Here is a 24,023-nt window from a genome sequence, read left to right as displayed (position 1 = left end):
ACTAAGGTTAGGCAGGATGTTTTTTATTTTAAAATTTTACCGCATATTTATTCACGCAATCGTTACCGGGAACGTTGCCGGAAGTTGGTTTCTTTGAAAAAGTGCTGGGTTGTTTTTTTGAATTTTACCAATAATTACCTTGGACACCATAACCATCAAAGATATTGCCCGCGCCTTGAATCTCTCGACCTCGACGGTATCGCGGGCGCTGCGGGACAGCTACGAAATCAACGCCGAAACCAAGCGGCTGGTTGTCGAGTATGCCGAGCGGCTTCAGTACCGCCCCAATCCCATTGCGCTGAGCCTGAAAGAAAACCGCAGCCGGGTCATCGGCGTCGTGGTTCCCCAGATTGCCAACCTCTTTTTCTCGCAGGTCATCAACGGCATCGAAGCCATTGCCTACAACCGGGGCTATCACGTTAGCATTTTTCAAAGTCACGAATCCTACGAACGGGAGCTGGCCACGGTGCAGCAGGTGGTGGCCCGCAAGGCCGACGGCCTTCTCATTTCGCTCTCGAGCAACACCTGCAACGTCGCCTATCTGCGTCAGCTTCAGGAGAAAAAACTACCCATTGTGTTGTTCGACCGCGTGTCGAAAGACCTGGAGGTGCCGAGTGTAACGGCGGATAATTTTGCGGGAGCCTATGCCGCCACGGAACACCTGATCCAGTCGGGACGTCGGCGGATTGCGCACGTCGCCATTCCGGCCACGATCTCCATTGCGCAGGAACGGCTGGCGGGGTATCGGGCGGCACTGGAACACTACGGCATTCCGTATGAAGAGAAGCTGGTGCGACACGCCGGTTTCGGCCCGAACGAGGTAGAACCGATTGTCGATGATCTGCTGCATCAAAAACCGGACGCGTTTTTTGCGGCCAGTGACCGGCTCGCCATCGGCTGTCTGACAGCTCTGAAGACACGAAGCATCCTGATTCCCAAAGAAATAGCCTTGATCGGTTTTACCAACATCACCGTAGCCGATTTGCTGGACCCGCCCATGACAACCGTTGAGCAACCGGCCCTGGAAATTGGTCAGGTGGCCGCCGGGCGACTGATCGACCTGATCGAAGGAAAACCCCATCACCTCACGGCCGACTCCGTGAAAATTCCCACCCGGCTGGTGATCCGGGCGTCAACGAAAGCGGGGGCAAACTAATCAATTATTCCCCGGACCACCCGGACGGCCACCGCCGGGGAACCGTCCCCCTCCTCCGCCACCATTGCGCCAGTTCTGGCCGTCGGGCCGGTCGGTGCCGCGCGCCGGAGAGGCTGAAGCTTTAAACTGGCGCAGGTTGTAGGTGAACGTCAGCATAAAATACCGTTGCAACACCTGCGCCCGGCTGTTTTCCACATACGTATCGGTTTGCGTTACATTCAAACTATTGTTCTGCTTCAGCAAGTCGAAAACCGACAACCGGAGTTCGCCCCGCTGGTCTTTCAGGAATTTCTTGCCAACGGCGGCATTCCAGAGCGTATACTGCTGATTGACACTGCCGTTGAAACCGGTGTACTTCTGATTCGAAATGTCGGACTGCAACACCAGACCCGGCCCGAATATCCAGTTGATGCGCCCACTCAGCACCTGAAAATAATATTTGTTGTTGTTCTGTTCCTGAAGCGAATATTTCACATCGTTGAAGTTACCCGAATACGAAAACGAAAAGTCCAGCTTCTGGCTGATGTTGCTGCTCAGATTGACACCCTGCGACCAGGTGGTCGTACTAGCGTTGTTGATCTGGTTGTTGATCAGACTCGGCGACGTTCCGTAGCTGTTTCCGGCGTTGATGCTGATGTTACTCTTGATGAATTTGAGCGGGGTGCTGTAGGTAACAAACGTGCGAAGGTTCCACAAACCGCTCAGGTTAACCGGGCGGGTCAACTGAACGCCCTGCCCCAGCGTCGTGCCGTCGGGCAAGGTGGCGGCTCCGTTGCTGATGACGGTGGATGTTCCGATGTAGTCGTTGGTCGAACCCATGTTAACAAACACAAACAGGCTGCGGCCTTTGACCGGTTTGGTGAGTTGATACCGAACCGACACGTTGTGGCTATACGACTGCTTCAAATCCGGATTTCCGGTGGTCAGAAACAGCGGATTGGAGTTATCGAGCACATTCTGGAGCTGCGTGACCCCCGGTGCCTGCGTGTTGGTGCGGTAAAATAACCGGACGCGGCTGTCGGTCGACAGTTTCAGATCCAGCATCGCCGATGGCAGCAGGTTGTTGAAATGCGCCCGAACGTCGTTGTTGATCGGGAATGTCTGGTCGCTGAGCAGGTCCGCCCGCTGGTAGTTCAGGTTGACGTTCAGCCCCATTTTCGGTGACCGGTAATTGTAGCCCACGCCCGCCTGGTTCGTAAAATAATCGTTCTGAAACGTGTTCGACAACAGCGAATCCAACTGGTCGTAGCGTTGCGTGGCCGGATTGTAGCGGTTGGTCCGTCGGGTCGCGTCGCTATAGCGGTAGGTCGTCGTATAATTGATCTGCAACTGACTCAGCTTGCTCAGCGGTTCCGTAAAAGCCGCATTGAGCGAATTTTGATAACTCGGTGTATGGTTAGTCGTTAACTGATCAATGCGCTGATCCGGCGTTGCTCCCGTAAAATATTCATTCAGCGACAACTGCGAATTGTCCCGGTCCTGCGTGCTGATCTGGGTGCCAAAATTCAGGGACAGCGACCGTCCGCGTTTGGCAAACCGGTGCCGGAACAGAATGTTGTTGCTGAAGTTGAACGCCCTGGTTCGGCTAATGTTGTCGGTATTGCTCCGGTTCAGCAACAGGCTGTCGGGGGGCAAAACCGGGTTGAAGTTGTTGCCCAGCGTCTGGTTTTGGGAGGTGCTGTCGCCAGCCAGGTACGTAATCCCCTGCGTGCTGCTCGACGAACTGTTATTTTGCCACCGCAGCCGGGGCGTAATCAGCAGCGAGTTGTTGGAATTGATCGTGTATTCGAGCCGAAAATCCAGCCGGTGGTTATAGTTTTCGCTGCGGGTATTGCTGTTTTCCAGGTAATTCTGGCTGGCATTTTCGGTCAGCGTATACCGGCGAAAAACCGTCTGGGAGTTGGCATTGTTGCTGTTGTTGAAAAAATAACTTCCCCGAATGGTGACGTGCTTGCCCCAGTCGTCGGAAAAATTGAGCCCGATGGAGTTCGTTTTGTTGATCCCGCTCTGCTGACCCACCAGGAAGCTGTCGTTGCCACCACCTCCTCCTCCGCCACCGCGGTTTCCACCACCGCCCCGGTTTCCACCCCGGCCACCGCCACCACCTCCTCCACTGTTGCTGCTGGCGACGCCGGTCAAATCCTGCGAGGAGAAGTTTTGCTGGTTGATGTTGTTGCTCAGCCCAACGATGGAAAACCGCCGGGCACCGTTGAAGAAGTTGACATTTCCGCCCGCCGAATACGTATCGTCCGTTCCGTAGCCAGCATACACCCGACCAAATACGCCGTTCTGCCGGTCACCCCGCGTCACGATGTTGATGGTTTTCGACGTTTGACCGTCGTTAAAACCGGTAAACTGCGACTGGTCGCTCATGCGGTCGAAAATTTCGATTTTATCGACTACTTCGGCCGGGAGGTTGCGGAGGGCAATGCTCGGATCGTCGCCAAAAAAGATTTTGCCATCCACCAGCACCTGCTGCACATCCTCGCCCTGGGCTTTTACAGTTCCGTTTTCCACCGTAATCCCCGGCATTTTCTTGATCAGGTCTTCCGTGGTGGCATCGCGGGTGACTTTAAACGCTTCGGCATTCAACTGAAGCGTGTCGCCTTTTTGCTGCGCGGGCGGTATTTGCCCTTTGATCACGACTTCCTTGAGCGTTTTGGCGTCCTCGGTCAGCGTGATGGTGCCCAGATTCTGGATAGACTCAGTAACCGTAATCACTTTATCATAATCCGTAAACCCCAGGTAGGTGGCTTTCAGCCGATAGGCTGCCGGATTGAGGTTCATGAAGGTAAAGACGCCACTCGTATCGGTTACGGTATATTGTTTCTGGGTCGTATCCTGCTGCGACGTCAGAATAACCGGCACACCGATCAGAACCCCGTTGTTGACATCGGCAAATTTTCCGGTCAACTGGTTGGTCTGGGCGAACAGCGACGTTCCCGAAATCAGCAAAAGAGCCAAAACCGGAAGCAAACGAAAAAAACGTAAAGAATTTACCTTCATGGTGCAAGTGCGTAAGTGCGGATTTTCACAGGTTTGTCACCACACGGGAATCCCGGGGCGGTGACAAACGCTGCGAACGACTGAACTGAAAATTTGATGAAGTGTAATCCTGAAACCGGATTACGACAACGACACATTGTTGTGCCTGTTTGTTTGAATTTTACCGGTTTCCACCCCGACGACCGCGCATGGCCCGTTCTTCCTTGAACGTTCCCTTGGCGTCGAAGACCACAATTTTCCGGGTGGTATCGGCCGCCACGACCACATTATAGTTGTCTTCTTTGTCTTTCATGATCCGCCGAACCGTCATGCCGGGGTATTTATCTTTCACATACGCCATCACCGGAGCGGGTAGTGCGCTTTCTTCCACCTGCGTCATTCCCTGCATCTGACCGCGTCCGCCCCCCTGTCCGTTCTGCGCGTTACTTTCGAAAACCGTCATCCCGGCCAGCAGCAGGGCAATGAACATTCCTTTTTTCATGATCGATTGCTGTTTAGTTGTAGTGCTTAGATGTCAATGGGCCGGAAACCCTGCGGGCTGCGGACCAAAAAAGAATTTATTTTTCGGAACGGTCCCGGCGGCTGGAATCCGAGCGGTGTTTTCCCGACCAGCCCGATCCGCTGAAGGAGCCAAAACCGGGTCGATCGGCCAGGACTTTCTGTAATTTCTGCCGTTGTTCGGGCGTACACAGGGCGCTCACCTGCTGAAAATGCCGCAAGGTCAGCACGTCCAGCCGAACGCTGTATTCTTCCAGTTGCCGGGCCTGTTGCGTCAACTGCGCATCGGTCTGCGTCGAATCGTTGACCTGCCGGAAAAACCGCTGGCGTTCCTGCCGCATCGAATCCAGCAACGGCCGGATGGTTTTGAAATGGTTTTGCCGCATGGCCCGGTATTTCGTGCGTTGCTCTTCCGAAAAACCGAGGGTTTTGGAAAGATACGACCGGCCGTCGCCCTCCCGGTGGTGCCGCTGCGAACCCAGCCACATCCAGGTCAGCAAACCGGCGTTGAGCAGCACCAGCGCGATGATGATGCCGATCAGCATTCGAACTCGATTCCGGTCATTCATCGGCGTACACGGTTTGGTGATCCAGTTGATAATCCTGTACAAACGCTTCGTAGGTTCCGGCATCGGGTTCCGGCGTGGGTGGGCTGGAGCTGGTCTGCCAGAGTGCCACCAACACGTTGAGTGCCACCAGCATGCCGAGCGTTCCGAAGGCGTAGGCCGGGCGTTGCAACCACCACGGCAGACGGACCGATCCTTCCAACTGGTCCATTCGGTTTTTCAGCCGGGCCTCCAGCCGGGTATAAAAGAAAGGCCGGGGCTGGGCGGGCTTTAGCTGGCCCAACTTCCGAAACCGGTCTTCCCACTGTTGCTCTTCTTCGTTCGTGTTCATGATTGTCACGGGTTATTTCTTTCTTTGTAATACGGGCCTAACAGTTTACGAAGATTCTGTTTGGCCCGGTGCAGCAGCGACTCGACCGCCGACACACTGACCTGCATCACCTCCGCAATTTCGCGGTGGCTTTGTTCGTCGATGTAATGCAAAATAAAGGCAACTTTTTGCGTATCAGCCAGTTGGTCAATGGCTTTAAACAGGGTGCGCATCTCCTCCTGCTGCTCCATCGAAACCCCTGGATGGTGGAAATCCGGCGGATCGTGCAGCACTTCGTTGTTCAGCCCAAACAAACTGGTCAGGACCGAAAACCGCTTTTGTGCCTTCCGTTTCCGGTGGTGCGCCAGGGCTTTGGTGGTGGTGATGCGATACAGCCAGGTCGTCAGTTTGGCCTCTTCCCGAAAATGCTGAATGGTTTGGTACACTTCAATAAATACGTCCTGGGCAATATCCTCCGCTTCTTCGGGATGCTGCACGATCGCCAGCGCCAGGTTGTAGACCTTGTCCTGATGCCGTTCGACCAGCATCCGAAAAGCCGACGCACGGCCTGCTTTCAGCTCAGCAATCAGTTCGGACTCCTGCAAACGGGCGGTATCGTTAAAAGTGAACACATGGCATTAGGTACGAAAGATTGGAAAAACCTGCGGGAATGCGGTATTTTTTTTAGCTAACCCCAAAATACCACCACGCCGGGGCACTCGGCTTTTTTAAGGTCGTCCCGTTGCAGATGTACGTTTTGGTCTGGCGTTGATACGCGGACGCAGTCAATCAGCCTAATTTGTCTCACCAACTCAGGCAAAAATACGGTGATAAAACCTAGATTTGTGAAAGGTCAATTTGAGAGATTTTCAGTCAATATTTAACCGATCTCGCTGGCTATTGGTGTCGTCTCAGTAAACGGGTGATTGGTGAGATGACCAAGTAGGCTGTATGGGTATATTTTTCAATAGGCTTGCTCTACACCAATACCAAGTACGCATTGCGTATTTGGTATTGAAAGTGCGTCAATCGGCGAGTTGGTGGCAAGTATAACGGGAGGCAATAACATAACAACCTATAAAAACAATGAAAGACATACTATTTGACTTTATATCAAAATACGTTTCTCTGACAGAAGACGAGAAAAACGCGCTGCTTTCGTTAGACTTATTTCGCTCGGTAAAGAAAGGAACTACTTTACTCAAAGAAGGACAGAAATCGCAAGATTTCTATTTTGTTTTGAAAGGATGCATACGGAAATACTATATCATAGATGGTGACGAAAAAACAACCGCTTTCTACACAGAAATGGAAGCTTTGACACCCCATTGTGTAATAAGTAAAACGCCGTCCGAATATTTCATTGGTTGCATTGAAGACAGTATTCTTTTAGTCTCAAATTCTGACATGAGCGAAGAAGTTAACAGTAAATTTCCAAAGTTTGACATAATGTGTAGACTATTGTCGGAAGAGTTATTAGCCAAACAACAAATCAATTTTGACGAGTTCAAGACTTCTTCACCTGAGCAACGATACCTGAACCTACTGCAAAATAGACCGGACCTTATTCAACGTGTTTCACAACACCAATTAGCGAGCTATTTAGGGATCAAACCGCAATCGTTAAGCAGACTACGGGCAAGAATCCTTGAAAAAAAGAGCTAAAGTGTATTTCTTAACTTAAGTGAACGAGTTATGGCAACTCGCCAATCTACTTTTGCAGTATCGCTTCACATAAAAAGAAAGCAATGCAAAAGAAAATTTTATGGATTGGACTTGCTATAGCTTTGGCAAGCATTTTACAGGCCAATGCACAATATGGCAAACAAGATAGTACTTATAAAAGGTGGTACGTTGGAAGTTCGCTCTTTATGCTAGGAAATCTTGATAAAAAAGATAACCCTGAGTATATTCAAATAAATTTTGGCTATAGGATAACACCTAAAGATGTTGTTTCCTTTGAATTTAAAAGGTCCATTTATTCCTGGCCCATAGGTATCCCTTTTGGACCATCATTTCGTAAACCAGGAGGAAACTATCCCGGACATGCGCGCATACTTGCACCTACATTAGGATACCAGCATTTTTGGTGGAAAGGAATCTACACATCCGTTTATGCATTGAATGCTTTTGAAAAATATTTGGATGAGAATAAAAAAAAGATTGGAAATGGATACACGTTATATCTGAACTTCCATTTGGGCTACCAGTTTAAGTTTTTTAAAAACCGGTTCTTTTTTGAACCAGCGATTGGATGTAGTTATTGGCCAGTAAGAACTAATGTTCCGGATACTTTTAAATTAGTAGAAAAAAAATGGTCTAACTACTTTATTCAACCAGGGCTTCATTTTGGGTTTAACTTTTAGCTTTCTGATCGAAAAGTTTTCAGGATACCTTCCAACAGAATAAAACTCCCAACAGCAACTCTCCCTGTTCAAGAAATGGTTTTACAGAACCTTCCATCGCGGTCTCTTTCTGTACCATGAGCACCAACATGCCGGAAAGTTTTAAAGTACCAGACAACAAGTGGAAAAAGTACTTTACCGGTGGCCGGGCCTGCATTTCGGATTGAAGTTTTAATACATGTATAACAATAAATAATTACTACAATGAAAAAGATCGGCATTTATTCCGTGTTGTTATTGCTCGCAGCATTTTTTAGTTCATGTGGCATCGGCACCGCCCTTGTTACCAACCACAATCAAAACGCCACTCAGGTACACTTAAGTGGGAACAACTTCAAAGTGATTGATCAGGTAAGCGGAAGTTCGGAAGTGTCTTATGTATTGGCGATTGGAGGTATGAAGAAAAGGCAATTGTACGAAAATGCATATTCAACGATGATGAAGAAAGCCAACTTGCTGAATGGTTCCAAAGCCATAATCAACGTGATGACAGAGGAACACGTCAGTGGTTTTGCCCCTTTCTTTGTCAGAAGAACGATAACTGTGAGTGCTCAGGTAGTTGAATTTACGAGGTAAGTTCAAAGATCTGCTAAGAGCAGGAATCCTAAAAAAAAAGAGCTAAAGTGTATTTCTTAACTTAAGTGAACGAGTTGTGGCAACTCGCCAATCTATTTTTGCCGTATCGTTTCACATAAAGAAAAGAAAATGCAAAAGAAAATTTTATTCATTGGTTTTGTCTTCTTGATGACAAGCACGCTCCAACTCTACGCGCAATATGCTAAAACAGACAGCACGTATAAACGGTGGTTCGTTGGTAGCACTATATTTTTATTAGGTAATTTGGATTCTACAAACCCTCCCGGCTTTGCCCAGCTTAATGTTGGCTACCGGATTACAGGAAAAGACGTAATTTCACTTGAACTAATAACCTGGAAACATGCTTGGCCTCTTGGTATTAACCCATTTTATAATAAAGCATACGGAACACCTGAAGAGAAATTTCCGGGTTATATAAGAGAGTATGGAATTGGCCTAGCTTATCAAAGGTATATTTGGAAAGGTCTTTACGTAGCAGTACATGCAATGCCTATGTGGCAAACATTCAAGAATGAAAACGGTGATAAGGTGGGTAATGGTTTCATTATATTCAACACTAATCGAGTTGGCTATCACATTAAACTCTTAAAGGATAAGTTTTTTATAGAACCTTCTCTTGGTATTGCTGGTCGTGCTTTTTACACGGAAATGCCCAATGGATTTAAAGAAAAAGATGATAAATGGCCAAAATACACGCCTGAACCAGGGCTACATTTCGGATTTAATTTTTAATTGACAATTTATGAATACACAAATAACAGCACAAAATGCACTGGAAGACATCAAAGTTAGTCTGAAACTGAAGCTTGCTACGCTGTGGACGAGTTTAATGTTTCTAATTATCTATCTTGATTATTTCCACTTATATATGCCAAGTAAGATAGAGGATATTCTGAAAGGGAGGGTGTTCGAATTTGATATTACGCAGGGATTTCTTTTGGCAGCACTCTCCTTAGTGACAATTCCGGCACTGATGATTTTCCTTTCTGTTGCCCTGCCGGCTAAAGTAAATCGCTGGACAAATATCATTACTGCTGCGGTGAATATTCCCTTTATATTGTTTAATTTGGCAGGAGAGGCTTGGTTGCACATGGTGATTGGCGCTGTTGTAGAAGTCGTTCTTCTCTGCCTGATTATCCGTTATGCATGGAAATGGCCTCGTATTGAAACATGAAAAACCCAACAAAATGTCTTTAACAAGTAATAAAGACAGATAGATACCAACCACCAACACCGGTTTTGCTGCAAGCGTGGCTTGGCGTGGTAGTCTTCGGCTGTAGTTTGCTATCAGCAGCGGTTTCGGCAGATGGAATTCTGATGAGACCCCTACCCCATCAGCCCATTAAATCGACAGTTTAGCAATTGTCTTAGAACTGAAACCATTTTCCTCACTTGAATTCTGAAGCACTCTTTTGGCTTTTTTATTATCCTTTAAATAAGCATCAAAAAAAGATAATGTATAGTGGCATACGGCCCGGTAACTATCCGTTTGGTAATTGGTAGTCGGCTTGATGGAAGCGTAGAAAGACCAATAGGCCGTAAATTCCGCATGTTCTAGCTTCTTAAGCCGATATAAATGCTTGGTGGTGTTGGCTAACGAACGAAAGAAAGGGAAAGTAGACCAGTCTTCATTTTGATTGCAAAGATACAGGTAAGGCCCTGTTAATTGGGCCGGGTTGTAGCCGCTAACGGTTTTGATTAGATCATAATCCTGGTACTCGGTGCTACCATCCCAGCAGGCCAACGCTTTTACGTTCGGGTTCCGCATCTGATAAATGACAGTAGCCATACTTCCCCAACTGAATCCAAACGTACCTACTCTGGACGTATCCACAGCAGGGAGTTGGTAAGCCTGAGCCATGATGTATTCCAAGTCCCTAACCTGAGCCATAATACCCGCCGTATCTTTGGTCATTGTTTGCCCATGTTTCCCGGCTGACGCGGCTGAAATGACTACATAGCCGTGGCTGGCTAAGTACTCACAGGCCATATGGTTCTGATTGGCTGGTTTGCTCAATGAAGGTGCATAGAGGATCACCGGAAACTTTCTATTAACCGGCGCTGCGTTATAAACCGCCTTCGTCGGTGCCAGTAGAATATCATCTACCTCACGATGAGATTTTTCATAAAGGTGGTGGCGTATTGGCGATATCCCCCCACTAGATTGGTACAAAATGCACGAAACTGGTTAGAATCGGTAGTGACAAATCCTTCCCGTTGCGTTTCCAGCCCAATATACGTTCTGTAAGGCATCAGATTCTCCGTTGATGCTTTCCGGGCAGGGTACCAAATATGAATAGACAATGGTCGGTACGGTATGCCCCTGTCCGGTTGATAGCTCCGGGTGCTGTCAACCTGTTGCTCAGTCCTGAATCCAACCTGATAGAATCCGTAACTCAATGGCTTTGTTTGCAGTTCAATGGGGCTATAGATTGACCAGTAGGTTAGTAGACAGAAACCGATGTATAACGCCTTTCCCATATAAAGTTCGTTTTTCAACGCAAAATAACTAATAAATTAGTTATAAAATTAACTTTATAGTTACCAACGACATAAATAGCTGGAAAAGTTGTAGAAGTCATGACTCTATACGGCTTCGGTTTTCAGGAGAAACTACCGGCAAAAACAGTAAAAACTGTTTTTACTGCCCTAATACACTCTTGCCCAAGTCTTTAGAAGTAGCTACGGCAATGACGCGCCCCTGGTCGCCAACGGCATTGTAGAAATGATAAACGACACCTTTCCATTTGATGACCCACGGTTTGTGGGCGTAAGTTTTGTCGTACGGTTCCGAGGGTGCAATCAGATCGTCCCCCTGCCAGTCGGTCCAGTTGACGAGGTCGTAGGAACACGCAAACCGCTCGAAAGCGCCCGGTTTCCAGAACGCACCGAAGTAAAACATCACGTACAGATCGCCGATTTTAGCGATCTGTGCATCACCACAGATGCCGGTTTTCCGGGTAATCAACGGCTCCTGCCCGTGGCGTTTCCAGTGCGTCATGTCGTTGGAAACCGCCATCGCAATGTTTTCAAAACCGGCTCCTCTGGCGTCCGGTTTTTCGCCTTTGGCGTTGTAATACATCACAAACAGATACCCGGTTTTCTTCGCCTTGTCCCGAATTATCAGACTCTTGTAAATGGTTTGGTTATCGTACCAGCGCACATCTTGATCCACCGCCGACAGCACCGGTTTCGACAACCGGGTGACTTCCTCCGGTTTAGACAAATCGTTTGCGCTCGCGATTCCCACCCCCAAACGGCCCGCTTCGTAGCCTTTTTCGGAGCCGCCCAAATACGACAACCAGTAACGGTTCCGGTATTTTTCGGGTTCGTAGGAACCGCCCCAGTCCGTGTCGATCAAAGCAACATAGCCGGCTTTCTGCGTGGCATCCCAGTCTTTATCGGTAAATGACATCAGTTTTCCCAGGGTGTTCCAGTGCAGCAGATCGACGCTTTTTGCCAGCCAGGTTTCGTAGCCTTTGCCATCAAAAATGATGTAGGTCATGTACCAGGTGTCGCCTTTACGAAAAATCGTGGGGCTGTCGACCATCCGGCCTTTGTCGGGTTGGGGCAGCACAATCCCGTATTTATAAGGCGTTTTCACCTCCTCAAAAACCGCCCGCATCTTTTCATCCGGGACGGTTGCCGCCGGATTTTTCGGCTGGGCAAAACCCGTTACGGCCATGACTAGACAGAAAGCACCGGCAATCCATTTTTTCATATTAGTTGACCAAAAGGTAAAACGATCCAATTTCCCAAATTTCATTCCGTGAACGGGTCAATGATCCCGTAGGGATAATTAGCAGGTTTAATTTGATCCACAATTTGGTTTCAATCCATATGAAAAACCCGCTCCAATGGAATTGCCACCGGCGACTGGTCCGGATTGGTGTCCATTAAATCGGCCATATACGCCCACCAGCGTTTCATCACGGGCAAACCCGGCAACTGATCGGCGGTATGATTCTCCTCGCGCTTCTGCACACCGAACAGAATCCCGCTCGACCGATCAAGAAAAATGGAGTAATCCCGGATACCGGCATTGGTCAGTGCCTGCGACAATTCCGGCCAGATTTCATCGTGACGGCGTTGGTACTCAGCCTCCACGCCGGGTTTGAGTTTCATGGTAAAAGCAACTTCCTGCATTGTAATTGGGGTTAGAAAAGTCCTGGTTTTGCGTTCGCATCCCTGGTTGACTTGAATTACCAAAATCGATTCGTTTGCCTTACGCTATTTGCCTAATCGCATTATTCCTTTGACCAACTGCACCAACACCACCGGTGCCAGACCGGCTGCGGCAATGAGCCAGAGTTCGGTGCTGGTCATGGGCTGAATGCTGAGCACCTGGTTCAAAAACGGCACGTAGTACGTCAGAACCAGAATCACCAGACACAACAGCAAGGCGTACCAAATATACCGGTTTCGCGTAATCTCGTTGACAAAAAACGAATGGCCGGACCGCAGATTGAAAACGTGCAGCAATTGCGCAAACGACAGCGCGTAGAACGTCAGGTTGTTGCCTTCCTTTGCCGTCAGCCCCAGTTCGCGCGTGCCAAGCAGGTAGGCTCCCAGCACCGAAACCGTCATGGCCAGGGCGTAAAAAACCACCATGCGCCAGTCGCGGATGTCCATAATCGGCGTTTTCGGGTCGCGGGGCGGCTGGTGCATCAGGCTTGAATTCTCGCGACCCACGCCCAGCGCCAGAGCCGGGAACACGTCGGTGACGATGTTGATAAACAGAATCTGCAACGGTAACAGCGGATTGCCAACGTTCAGAAATCCCGCAAACGTCACCACAAAAATCTCGCTCAAATTACACGACAGCAGAAAAAGGACGAACTTGCGGATGTTCTCGAAAATGACCCGCCCCTGGGCAATTGCGGCCACGATGGACGCAAACGAGTCGTCTTTCAGCACCATGTCGGCGGTTTCGGCGGCCACCTGCGTGCCGCGCAATCCCATCGCAATGCCGATGTCCGACTTTTTCAGCGCGGGCGCATCGTTGACGCCGTCACCGGTCATGCCCACAATATCGCCCTGTTGTTGATACAGGTCGATCATATCCAGCTTCTGGGCCGGGCTGACGCGGGCAAACACCCGGCACTCCAGCAGCTTCTTTTTGTCGGCTTCCGTCAGTTGATCCAGTGGTTTGAGGTCTTTGCCCGTCAGGACAATTTCTTCGCCGGGTTCGATCAGGTTCACTTTGGACGCAATCGTGAGGGCGGTTGCGGGGTGATCGCCGGTCACCATGATGACCTTGATGCCAGCGGCCCGGCAGGCTTTGAGTGCGGGCGTTACTTCGGTGCGGGGCGGATCGAGAAAACCGATCAGGCCGACATACGTCAGGTCGCCGTCAATAAAATCGTCACCTGGTTTTTCGGGGGTTTCCCGAAACGCAAACGCCAGCGTTCGCAACCCGTCGACGGCCATTTTCTCGGAAATGTCGTAATAGGCTTTGCGGTCTTGTTCGTTGAGCGACCGGCAGCGCTCCAGCACTTCCTCAGCCGCGCCCTTCACGGCCACGAAAAAGCCGCCGTCGTGGGCGTGGAGCGTGCCCATAATCCGGGTGTCCGAGCTAAAAGCCTGTTCGGCTTTGCGTGGAAAATTCTGGATGATGCGGTCGGGATTGTGACCGGCGGCAATCGCGAATTTCAGCAGCGAAACTTCCACCGGATCGCCCACTTCCTTGGGCTTTCCCTTCACGATATCATAATCCGCATTATTACACAAAACGCCCACGCGGATGAGCTGCTGGTAGGCATCGGATTCCGTGACGGCCTGATCACCCTCCACCACTTCCAGTTTTTTAGCTTCGGCATCAGCCCGGATCTCGGCGTGAAAATCCGGCAGTTCGAGGGTGTTGACCTCGATGCGGTTTTGGGTCAGCGTGCCGGTTTTGTCCGTAAAAATAACGTTGGTTCCGCCCAGCGTCTCGACTGCCGACAGCCGTTTGACGATTACTTTCTTCTCCGCCAGCCGCAACATGCCGTAGGCCAGCGCAATGGTAGCCACCACCGACATGCCTTCCGGAATGGCCGCAATGGCCAGCGCCAGCGCGGTTTCGATCAGCCGCAGCGGTTCTTCTTTCCGGATCAGGCCAACCACCAGAAACAGAGCGGCCAGTGCCACCGTCACCCAGATCAGCACTTTCGCCAGCGAATCCAGCTTCGCTTCCAGCGGTGTGGCCGATCGTTTGGCGTCCTTCACCATCGTGGCAATTTTGCCCAACTCCGTTTGCTGCCCGATGCCTGTGACAATGGCCCGGCCGTTGCCCGCCGTCACGGGCGTTCCTTTGAACAGGCGGTTGTGCTGGTCGCCCAGGGGTGATTCGTCCGGCGGGATTTCCGTATTTTTGTCAACGGGCAGCGATTCGCCGGTGAGGGCCGATTCGTCAATCTGTAACTGACTGACTTCAAACAAGTTGCCATCAGCAGCGACCAGATCACCGGCTTCGACGACCAGGATATCGCCGAGCGTGACTTCTTCCGACGAAATTTCCCGGATGCGGCCGTCGCGCAACACCCGCGCGGGCGTGGTGTCCATTTTTCGCAGGGCATCCATCGACTGCCGGGCGTTCCATTCCAGCAAAAAACCGGTTACGGCGTTGACGAGCAAAACCGCAATGATGGCAAAGCCTTCGACGGTTTCGCCCAGAAAAAACGAAATACCGGCTGCTGCCGCCAGAATGTAGACAATGACGCCGGTAAACTGTCGCAGCAGAATGGTGATAGCACTTTCGCGTTTGACCTCCTGCAGCGCATTCGGACCCAATTCGTCGTAGCGGTTTTTGGCTTCTTCGGCCGTCAGCCCGGTTTTGGGATCGACGTTCAGATCCTGCAGCAACTGTTCGATGGGAAGTTGATGCGGATGTTCGGGCGTTGTAATCGTAGACATAAGGTGGATAGGGAAATGAGGCTTAGGTAATAACCAACTTTCCGGCGAAACCGCCAAATTAACACTGCTTTGAATTGGTAGAAAGTCGTAGAATTTACTTTAAGTTATTACACAGAGTTAATCAGAGGACATCAGAGTTTATCAAAGTCTTTCTCTGCTAAACTCTGATGTCCTCTGATTAACTCTGCGATACAACTCAATTTAAACATGCCATGAAATATCTATTTCTGATCCTCTTCACTACCTGCGCTTTCGCCCAGCAAAAACCGTATTCCCAGCGCATGGCGGATTCGTTCATGACGTGGCACAAGGATTCGATTCTGATTGGGAACCACAAAACCGCCCGCTGGGATTATGAACAGGGACTGGTTCTGAAAGCCTTCGAACGGGTTTGGTACCGCACCGGTGACAGCAAATACTTTACCTATACGTTGAACGACATCAACCAGTTTGTGCGCGAAGACGGCAGCATCCGTACCTACAAAATGGACGAGTTCAACATCGATAACGTCACGACCGGGCGGGTGCTGTTGATGCTGGCCCAGCAGTCGCTGCCGGGCAAGGAGAAATTTCAGAAAGCGGCTTTTTTGTTACGCGATCAACTGGCGAAACAACCGCGCACGAAAGAAGGCGGTTTCTGGCATAAAAACCGGTATCCAAACCAGATGTGGCTCGACGGGTTGTTCATGGCCGAGCCGTTTTACGCCGAATTCAGCCGGGTATTCAACCAACCTGAAAACTTCGACGATATCGCCAAACAGTTTGCGCTGATCGAAAAACACCTGATCGATGGCAAAACCGGGCTGCTCTACCACGGCTATGACGAAAGCCGGGAGCAGAAATGGGCGGATCCGAAAACCGGGCAGTCGCCCCACTTCTGGGGTCGGTCGATTGGCTGGTACGGCATGGCACTGGTCGATGTGCTGGATTATTTCCCGACCAACCACCCCCAACGGGCCAATCTGGTGAGCTACCTGCAACGGCTGGCAACCCCGATGGTAAAATACCAGGACCCCAAAACCGGCTGCTGGTACCAGATGACCACGCAGGGAACCCGGAAAGGCAATTACATCGAGGCTTCGGCGTCGTGCATGTTTGTGTATACGCTGGCGAAAGCCGTGCGGATGGGCTATCTGGACAAGTCGTTTCTGGCTTCGGCGCAGAAAGGGTATCAGGGAATTCTGAAAAATTTCATTGAAGAAGAACCGAACGGAGCCATCAACCTCAACGGCACCGTCAGCGTGGGCGGTTTGGGGGGGACGCCCTACCGCGACGGCAGCTACGAGTATTACCTGAGCGAACCGATCCGCAAAAACGACCTGAAGGGCGTCGGGCCGTTCATCATGGCGAGTCTGGAAATGGAAATCGCGCCGGAACTGGCCCTTGGTGCCGGAAAAACCGTGGCTGTCGATTACCACTTCAACCACGAATTTCGCAAGGATTTACTCGGCCAGACCGAGCAGTTTCACTACACCTGGGAGGACCGGATGCACTCGGGTTTCTGGCACTGGGGCAACACCTTCCGCGAACTGGGGGCTAAAACCGTCCCGGTTCGGACCGCGCCGACCACCGAATCGCTGAAAGGCATCGACGTTTACATCATTGTCGACCCCGATTCTCCGAAAGAAACCGCCAAACCGAATTACATTCAGTCGGCTGACATTAAGGCGATTAATGAGTGGGTGAAAGCCGGTGGGGTGCTGGTGATGATGGCCAATGACACGGCCAACTGCGAAACGAAGCATTTCAACGAACTGGCGCAGACCTTCGGCATCCGGTTTACCGATAAAAACCGCAACATGGTGAAGGGCAAAAACTGGGAGCAGGGCAAAGTGACGATCCCGGCCAATAACCCGGTTTTCAGGGAAACGAAAGCGGTTTACATCAAGGAACTGGCGACGCTTGATCTGAAAGCTCCGGCCAAGGCACTGGTTTCGGAAGAGGGCGATGTGATCATGGCGGTGGCGAAAGTGGGCAAGGGGACAGTTTTCGCCGTCGGCGACCCCTGGCTCTACAATGAATACACCGATGGCAGGATCATTCCGACGGTTTACGAAAACTACAAAGCGAGTAAAGAATTGGGAGCGTGGCTGCTTGAGCAGGTACGGAAGTGAAGTTGGCTTTACGGTCTGCCGTTTGCAAGGGCAGCACAGGCCAAAAGGTACGGTGGGTTTAAAAAAATGGTGTGGATAGCACACATTATCAACAGGACAAAAGTGCTGTTTTACCGGCTGGCAGGCTGTCGGATTGGGGACAGATGCTGTCAAATTGGGGACATTTACCCGGAAAAGGCCGAAAAATTAGGGCATCAGAGGCTTTTTGACGAGCTGGTCATAAACTCGGTGGGGGTTTGCTGATACACTTCTTTGAAAACCATGGCGAAATGAGAAGGAGTGCTAAAACCAACCAGGTCCGCCGTCTCAGAAACCGTATGACCCGCCTGGAGCAAGCGGGCCGCTTTCCGGATTCGATACTGCCGGATGAGTTCATTGGGAACCCAGGGCGTCAAGCTGACTACTTTCCGGTGGAGCGTACGACGGCTGATGGCAAGTTGATCGGCCAGCCACTCGACACTCAGTTGCGGATCATCAAGTCGCTCATCCATGAGGTCATAAATCCGTTCCAGCAAAGGGTGCGTGACCTCCCCTTCCACCGATGGGGCGCTGGCGGTTGCCAAAAATTGTTGCTGGTAACGTTCACGGAGCCGTTGCTGGCGACTGAGCAGGTTCTGAAGCCGGAGACGCAGCTCGGCCATGCTGAAGGGCTTGGTTAGGTAATCATCCGCTCCCTCCTGTAGCCCCTGCAGCCGACTCGGCTGGGCGGCTTTGGCCGTCAGCATCACGACGGCAATATGATCGGTATCCGCATGGCCTTTGATGAGCCGGCTCAATTCATGGCCATCCAGTCGGGGCATCATCACATCCGTCAGAACGATATCGGGCAGTTCAGCCTGGGTTACCTCCCACCCTTGCTGCCCGTCGACCGCCTGTAAAACCTGATAGGAAGCGGTCAGTTCACCCACCAGAAACTCCCTCAACTCCTGATTGTCTTCCACGATCAAAATACGGGGAGCGGTATTTTCCTCCGGTGACGGGCTCGTACCGGAAATATGATCAAGTGGTGTCGGTGGGTCGGCAACAGGCAATGGCGCACCGGACACCCGGACCCGGGGGTGGTCGACGTTGGTGACCGGGCTGACAGGCAGCGTCCAGTTGAAACGGGTTCCTACCCCTACCTCACTCTCCACGGCAATGTGGCCACCCAGTAACTGAATCAACTCATGAACCAGCGCCAGCCCAAGGCCGGTGCCTTCATGGGTTCGGGTAGTGGAGGTGTCGGCCTGATAAAACCGGTTAAAAATGTGCGGAATATGTTGTTGAGCCATGCCGATGCCCGAATCGACCAGTTGAAATTGAACTCCGGTCATTTCGTCCGCTACCCAAACGGGCGCAACGGTTAGGGTGATGCTTCCCCCAGCCCCGGTAAATTTGAGGGCATTGGCGAGCAGATTGGTCAGGATTTTCTCCCACTTGTCCGCGTCGAAAAGCTGCGCCTGGGCGGGAAAGTGATCCATCGTACCGGTTAAGGTGATGCCTTTTTGCTCGGCGGCCCGCTGGAATACCGTGACGATCGGGTGGATGAAGTCGGTGACCTGGCCCTGCACGGGCGAAACCGTCATGTGATTCCCCTCCAGTTTGGCAATATCCAGCAATTGGTTGATCAGTCGCAGGAGCTGTTCGGCATTTTGGTGGATCAGGCGGAGCATCGGCCCATCGAACCGGCCTTCCTGGAGCAACTTCTCTACCGGTGCGATGATCAGCGACAGGGGAGTTCGAAACTCGTGGGTCATGTTGGAAAAAAAACGGGTTTTCAGCTCGTCGACGGCCTTGAGCTGCTCGGCCTCCCGGCGATTCAGCTCAAACTCCTGGCGTTGCCGGAACCGGCTGGTAGAAAACCGGATGTACCCCCAGATCGCTCCAGCAGTCGCCAGTCCATACAATCCATAGGCCCACCAGGTGGCCCACCAGGGCGGCTGGACAATCACCTGAATGGCGGCTTCGTGCGGGCTCCAGAACCCATTGCTGTTGGCGGCCTTTACCCGGAATGTATAGTGGCCCGGTGGCAGACTGGTAAAATTGACCACGGTGCGGTTTCCGTTCTGAACCCAGTCGGGGTTGATTCCAACGAGTTGGTAGGCATACTGGTTTTGCCGGGGCTGATCGTAAGCCAGGGCAGCAAAGGCAATCGACAAAAAGTTCTCGTCGTGTTGCAGATGAATAACGTTGCCGGTGATTTTCCGGGGTTTATCCATGACCGTCAGCCCGGTAACATAAACCGGAAAGGGGCGCGTATCATCGCGAATCTGGTCGGGGTCGAACTGGACAATGCCATTCTCACTGCCGAAAATAAGTTGATTTCCAGATCGAAAAACGGCATTTTGCTTGAAGTTGTTGCTGGGTAAGCCGTCCGAAACCTGGTAGCTGCGAATGGCTTTGGTGCGGGGATCGACCCGGCAAAGACCGTCGTTGGTACTGAGCCAGAGATGCCCCGACGCATCTCCGGTGATGCCGACGATGGTGTTGCCGGGGATGCCTTCCTGGTGGGTGATCGTCGAAAACAGGCCGGTCTTCGGGTCGAACCGGTTTAAACCGCCCAGGTAGGTGCCGATCCAGATGATTCCGTTCGGATCTTCGTAAATGGTTCGAACGTCGTTGCTGCTCAGGTGTCCTTTGGGGCCGGCCGAATAGCGGGTTATCTGGCCCGTTTTGGGATTCAGTCGGCACAGGCCCAACCGGTGGATCAGAATCCATACCTCACCGCTCTGGCTCACCAGAAGCCCATACACAAACCGGTCGGGGATGCCACCCGGTTTCCCCGGTTGATAGCGGTAATAAGTGTATCGATGCGTGCGGACATTGAAAGAAGCAAAACCGCCATCTCCCCCAATCCAGACGTCGCCCTGTGGTTTCCCCGCCTTTTGCTGAACCGCAATAAACTGGGCCGGCATTTCCGACGGATATGCGGTAAACCGTCCGGATGTCTGATCGAAGTGGTATAAACCATCGTACGATCCCAGCCAGATGCCGTCTTTCCCGTCGGGCAGGAACGATCTCACCTCGTTGTAGTGGTCTCCCACGGCCCCCAGCTTTTCGGGCGGTATGGGGTCAAGCCGTTGTTGATCGGCGGAGAGTCGGTATATTCCGGGTGAATTGTTGAACCAGAGCTGACCGCGCGTATCCTTGAAGACGGCGTATGCTCTGTTTTCAGGTACATGGGCCCTCCTCTCATTGGCTTTTACCTGGTAGGTGGAAAAGGGCTTGGTGTTCACAGCCTGCCGGTCGATCCCGTTGTTGGTTCCGATCCAGAACATACCCGACCGATCGTGATAAAGAGCCTGTATACTACTGCTGGCCAGCCCTTTATACCGGTTTGGGTCAGACTGGTACGTAAAAACCTGATCGCTGGCCGGGTTGATTCCCTGTAAACCGCTGGTGGTTCCGATCCAGATCATCCCGGTGGAATCCCGGTGGATGGTGTTCCGCCACACGAAGGAATGAAGTTCTCCGCGCGGGTTGTAGGGAACCAGGTTCCACGGCTGGCTGCGCAGATCGAGCTTGAACAGACTGTAGCCGGCCAAGGCCGTACCCAGCCAGAGCACATCGTTCTCATCGAGGTAAAACGATTGGAAGGAGGGCTGGGGACCTTTCAATCCCTGAACCACCACCGGAGTGAATTTTCCGGTCGGGCGGTCGAAGCGGTACAATCCCTGGTGGGTGGCAACCCAGAAACGATGCTGTCGGTCTTCAAAAGCCGTAATTACCGGCACATCGGCAACGGGAGATGGATAGAGGGTGAAATGGTGCCTTGCCGGGTCATAACGAGCCAAACCCGCATAGGCGCTGATCCAGATGATGCGCTGGTGGTCGATGAAGATGGAATGCTGGTTATTCCACCGGTTGGCCTGGCTGGCCTGAATGGGATGCGGAATGACGACCCCCGTTTTCCGGTTGATTTCATGCAATCCACCACCCCTTGTAACCGCCCATAGCTGGGTGGAGTCGCCTTCGCACAGGCCCATGATGTAGCCATTCTGAAAGCTGCGGGCTGGCTGGCTGGGATCTGGTTTAAAAACCGTAAAAGAAGAACCGTCGTATTTGTTGAGGCCCTCCCCCGTTCCAAACCACATAAAACCGTCGCGATCCTGGAGAATAGCCGTTATGAAGTCATTGGACAAGCCATCTTCTACCGACAGATGCTCAAATTGATTGGCGATCGGGGATTTTTCAGAAATTCGGAGGGGTTGATTCGACTGGGCGTAGGAACGCAGGAGCGGTATGACTAAAAGGATGAGCCAGCACGGACGTATCATACAAAAAGTCGACAGTTTAGTCACTCGTAAATACGACTGCAGGGGTCGTATAGCTTATGATCTTATCTTTATACTTCAAATATAGTTCACTTGCCCCAAGCGACAACCGATTGGACCGGTTATTACACGAACGGAGACACCCGGCGGTTTTTCAGTGTTAACCAAAAATTTTCTCTGATGTCCTCTGATCACCTCTGTGTCACAACTAAAAATATTTATTAAAAAAGTTTTTAATAAACCAATTCTATCCCTACCTTTGTGCCGATGAAACCGAAACAGACCGAGCAAAACACGGAGCAGAAGATCAAGGAAGCCGCCAAGAAGGTATTTCTGGAGCGCGGATTCGACGGGGCGAAGCTGCGTCACATTGCCGAGGAATCCGGCACGACCATGGCGATGGTGAATTATTACTTCCGGGGCAAGGAACAGCTTTTTCAGAGCATTTTCATGGAAACGATGGGTTCGTTCTTAGGCAGAGTCGTGTCCATCCTGAATGAAGAAGTGCCACTGGAAATAAAAATCTGGAAAGTGGTCGATAACTACACGGACTTTCTGTGTGCGAACCCTCACGTGCCGGTTTTCATACTATCTGAATTACAGAAAGATAGCAGCGAAATCTTCGAAAAGCTCAAAGCGAAAGACATTATTCAATCATCTACTTTTGTCAGGCAGTTGCAGTTGGAAGGGGAAAAAGGGACCATTCGGAACGTAAAACCACTGCAATTAATCGTCAGTCTGTTGGGGAGTCTGGTATTTCCATTTATGGCAAAACCGATTGTTCTCTACATTGGCGGTATGGACGATGCCGCCTACAGGGCTTTCCTGGAAGAACGAAAAGTAATTGTATTTGAGACGATCATGGCGTATCTGAAACCCGTCTGATTTTTTTTGATATTTTATTAAAAACATTTTTAGAAAAACAATTTAGAATGAATTTTTAAACTAATTTTTATGAAATCGATCTCCGCACTTTTATTGGGAGTGTTGCTGACGGGGGCCGCCCGGGGGCAGTCGGTGGTGACGCTGGCACAAGGCTATGCCGCTGCCCTGGCCAACGACCCGTTGAGCCGCCAACGTGAACTGGTGCAGCAAACCGGCGATCTGACCGTAGCGAATCTAGACAAAAACCGGCGGCTTCCGCAGGTGGGTGTCAACGGGCAGGCAAGCTGGCAATCGGAAGTGACTAAACTGCCCATCGAATTGCCGAACGTAATGATTCCGCAACTTAGCAAGGACCAATACAAGCTGACGGCGGATGTCAGTTACACCTTGTTCGACGGCCAGCAGACGACGCTCCAGAAACAGGTGCAACAGGCCGGTACGGCGGTGAGTATGCAACAGGTAGCCGTCGACCAAAACCGGTTGAAAGAGCAGGTCAACGCCTATTTCCTGAACAGTCTCTTAACCGACGAAAACACCCGGCTGACCCGAAACCGCCTGGCAGAATTGCAAAACCGCATTGTAAAAGCCGAAGCGGGCGTAAAGTATGGAACGGTTGCCACGATGAACGTCGATGTGTTACGCGCCGAAGTGCTGAACGCCGAACAGCAACTGGCTCAGTTGGCGGCCACCCGCCGGGGCCTGCGCGATCAACTTGCCATGCTGACCGGTTTAACGATTACCGACAGCACGCGGCTGGTGGTGGAAGAAGCGCCAACCGTTCCGGTAAATCTGTCGCTGAACCGCCCGGAGCAAAAACTTTTTGAGTCGCAACGGACGCTGCTCGATGCGCAACTGCGGCTGATGAACAACCGCCTGCAACCCCGGCTGAGCGCGTTTGCCCAGGGCGGGGCGGGCCGACCGGCACTGAACTTTCTCAACAACGACTTTCGAGGCTTTTTTATCGGTGGCATCCGGTTGAGCTGGAACCTGTCGTCGGCCTACACGCTTCGCAACGACCGGACGGTTTTGGCCCTCAACCGGGAGCAGATCGGCGTTCAGCAGAAGATGTTCGACCGGAACCTGTCGCTCCAACTTCGGCAGCAGCAAACCGAGATCGACCGCATTGGCGCCCTGCTGGAGAAAGACCAGAAAATCAGCGCCTTGCGTTCGAAAATTCGGCAAACCGCCAGCGTACAACTCGACAACGGAACCCTGGCCGCCCGCGATTATGCATCCGAACTCAACGCCGAAAGCCTGGCGCTGTTGAACCAGAAAACCCACGAATTACAACTGCTGTTGGCGAAAATCCAGTACCGAACGCTGACCGGAAATTAACCAT

The 24,023-nt window shown here is 51.4% G+C and carries 19 protein-coding genes; 9 read left to right on the top strand and 10 right to left on the bottom strand.

Going from position 1 to position 24,023, the window contains the following annotated elements; genetic code table 11:
- Nucleotides 1-139 precede the first annotated feature (139 nt).
- Nucleotides 140-1,156 (top strand): LacI family DNA-binding transcriptional regulator, encoded by a 1,017-nt coding sequence (locus tag ACS5NO_RS06450; protein WP_439414362.1) that lies wholly within the window; start codon nt 140-142, stop codon nt 1,154-1,156.
- Here the strand turns inward: ACS5NO_RS06450 and ACS5NO_RS06445 are convergent, their stop codons facing one another.
- The 5 genes from ACS5NO_RS06445 to ACS5NO_RS06425 form a co-directional block, all read right to left on the bottom strand.
- Nucleotides 1,157-4,162, bottom strand: a complete 3,006-nt coding sequence (locus ACS5NO_RS06445) for an outer membrane beta-barrel protein (protein WP_439414361.1) — start codon at nt 4,160-4,162, stop codon at nt 1,157-1,159.
- Between the two features lie 160 nt (nt 4,163-4,322).
- Complete coding sequence (locus ACS5NO_RS06440) at nt 4,323-4,643, bottom strand: hypothetical protein (RefSeq protein ID WP_114405631.1); 321 nt, start codon at nt 4,641-4,643, stop codon at nt 4,323-4,325.
- Nucleotides 4,644-4,719: 76 nt separating this feature from the next.
- Nucleotides 4,720-5,229, bottom strand: coding sequence for a Spy/CpxP family protein refolding chaperone (locus ACS5NO_RS06435; RefSeq protein ID WP_439414360.1), 510 nt, complete (start codon nt 5,227-5,229; stop codon nt 4,720-4,722).
- On the bottom strand, nt 5,222-5,557 hold the full coding sequence (locus ACS5NO_RS06430; RefSeq protein WP_439414359.1) for a hypothetical protein: 336 nt from the start codon (nt 5,555-5,557) through the stop codon (nt 5,222-5,224). Before ACS5NO_RS06430 ends, ACS5NO_RS06435 begins: the two co-directional genes overlap by 8 nt.
- Nucleotides 5,558-5,562: 5 nt before the next feature.
- Entirely contained in the window at nt 5,563-6,168 is a 606-nt protein-coding gene (locus tag ACS5NO_RS06425) for an RNA polymerase sigma factor (RefSeq protein ID WP_439414358.1), read from the bottom strand.
- Between the two features lie 454 nt (nt 6,169-6,622).
- On the opposite strand from ACS5NO_RS06425, the gene ACS5NO_RS06420 reads away from it, so the two are divergent.
- The 5 genes from ACS5NO_RS06420 to ACS5NO_RS06400 all read left to right on the top strand — a co-directional run bounded on the left by ACS5NO_RS06420 (nt 6,623) and on the right by ACS5NO_RS06400 (nt 9,712).
- Nucleotides 6,623-7,201, top strand: coding sequence for a Crp/Fnr family transcriptional regulator (locus ACS5NO_RS06420; RefSeq protein WP_439414357.1), 579 nt, complete (start codon nt 6,623-6,625; stop codon nt 7,199-7,201).
- 83 nt (nt 7,202-7,284) lie between these two features.
- Complete coding sequence (locus tag ACS5NO_RS06415; RefSeq protein ID WP_439414356.1) at nt 7,285-7,902, top strand: hypothetical protein; 618 nt, start codon at nt 7,285-7,287, stop codon at nt 7,900-7,902.
- A 243-nt stretch (nt 7,903-8,145) separates the two neighbouring features.
- On the top strand, nt 8,146-8,517 hold the full coding sequence (locus tag ACS5NO_RS06410) for a DUF6567 family protein (RefSeq protein ID WP_439414355.1): 372 nt from the start codon (nt 8,146-8,148) through the stop codon (nt 8,515-8,517).
- A 129-nt stretch (nt 8,518-8,646) separates the two neighbouring features.
- Nucleotides 8,647-9,270: a hypothetical protein gene (locus tag ACS5NO_RS06405; protein WP_439414354.1), complete on the top strand. Its 624-nt coding sequence runs from the start codon at nt 8,647-8,649 to the stop codon at nt 9,268-9,270.
- 10 nt (nt 9,271-9,280) lie between these two features.
- Nucleotides 9,281-9,712 carry a DUF6326 family protein gene (locus ACS5NO_RS06400; protein WP_439414353.1) on the top strand — a complete coding sequence of 144 codons (432 nt, stop codon included), beginning with the start codon at nt 9,281-9,283 and terminating at the stop codon, nt 9,710-9,712.
- A 168-nt stretch (nt 9,713-9,880) separates the two neighbouring features.
- Here ACS5NO_RS06400 and ACS5NO_RS06395 read toward each other — a convergent pair whose 3' ends face one another.
- From ACS5NO_RS06395 to ACS5NO_RS06380, 4 genes are all read right to left on the bottom strand, one after another.
- Complete coding sequence (locus ACS5NO_RS06395) at nt 9,881-10,711, bottom strand: dienelactone hydrolase family protein (protein ID WP_439414352.1); 831 nt, start codon at nt 10,709-10,711, stop codon at nt 9,881-9,883.
- A gap of 468 nt (nt 10,712-11,179) precedes the next feature.
- On the bottom strand, nt 11,180-12,259 hold the full coding sequence (locus tag ACS5NO_RS06390; RefSeq protein WP_439414351.1) for a glycosylase: 1,080 nt from the start codon (nt 12,257-12,259) through the stop codon (nt 11,180-11,182).
- Nucleotides 12,260-12,369: 110 nt separating this feature from the next.
- A complete protein-coding gene (gene rhaM, locus ACS5NO_RS06385; RefSeq protein ID WP_439414350.1) occupies nt 12,370-12,684 on the bottom strand; it encodes an L-rhamnose mutarotase in 315 nt (104 codons plus the stop codon).
- A gap of 84 nt (nt 12,685-12,768) precedes the next feature.
- On the bottom strand, nt 12,769-15,432 hold the full coding sequence (locus ACS5NO_RS06380; RefSeq protein WP_439414349.1) for a cation-translocating P-type ATPase: 2,664 nt from the start codon (nt 15,430-15,432) through the stop codon (nt 12,769-12,771).
- A 212-nt stretch (nt 15,433-15,644) separates the two neighbouring features.
- Here ACS5NO_RS06380 and ACS5NO_RS06375 point away from each other — a divergent pair, with 212 nt between their 5' ends.
- Nucleotides 15,645-17,546, top strand: coding sequence for a glycoside hydrolase family 88 protein (locus ACS5NO_RS06375; protein ID WP_439414348.1), 1,902 nt, complete (start codon nt 15,645-15,647; stop codon nt 17,544-17,546).
- 194 nt (nt 17,547-17,740) lie between these two features.
- Here ACS5NO_RS06375 and ACS5NO_RS06370 read toward each other — a convergent pair whose 3' ends face one another.
- Nucleotides 17,741-21,802, bottom strand: a complete 4,062-nt coding sequence (locus ACS5NO_RS06370) for a hybrid sensor histidine kinase/response regulator transcription factor (protein WP_439414347.1) — start codon at nt 21,800-21,802, stop codon at nt 17,741-17,743.
- Between the two features lie 264 nt (nt 21,803-22,066).
- Between ACS5NO_RS06370 and ACS5NO_RS06365 the strand changes: the two genes are divergently transcribed.
- On the top strand, nt 22,067-22,684 hold the full coding sequence (locus ACS5NO_RS06365; protein ID WP_439414346.1) for a TetR/AcrR family transcriptional regulator: 618 nt from the start codon (nt 22,067-22,069) through the stop codon (nt 22,682-22,684).
- A gap of 69 nt (nt 22,685-22,753) precedes the next feature.
- Nucleotides 22,754-24,019, top strand: coding sequence for a TolC family protein (locus ACS5NO_RS06360; protein ID WP_439414345.1), 1,266 nt, complete (start codon nt 22,754-22,756; stop codon nt 24,017-24,019).
- The last annotated feature ends 4 nt before the right edge of the window (nt 24,020-24,023 follow it).

Origin of the sequence: Larkinella fluvii, assembly GCF_051857545.1 — a bacterium.
Classification (GTDB): Bacteria; Bacteroidota; Bacteroidia; order Cytophagales; family Spirosomataceae; genus Larkinella.
The sequence above is the reverse complement of the archived record's forward strand: the minus strand, read 5'-3'. Positions and strand labels throughout refer to the sequence as shown.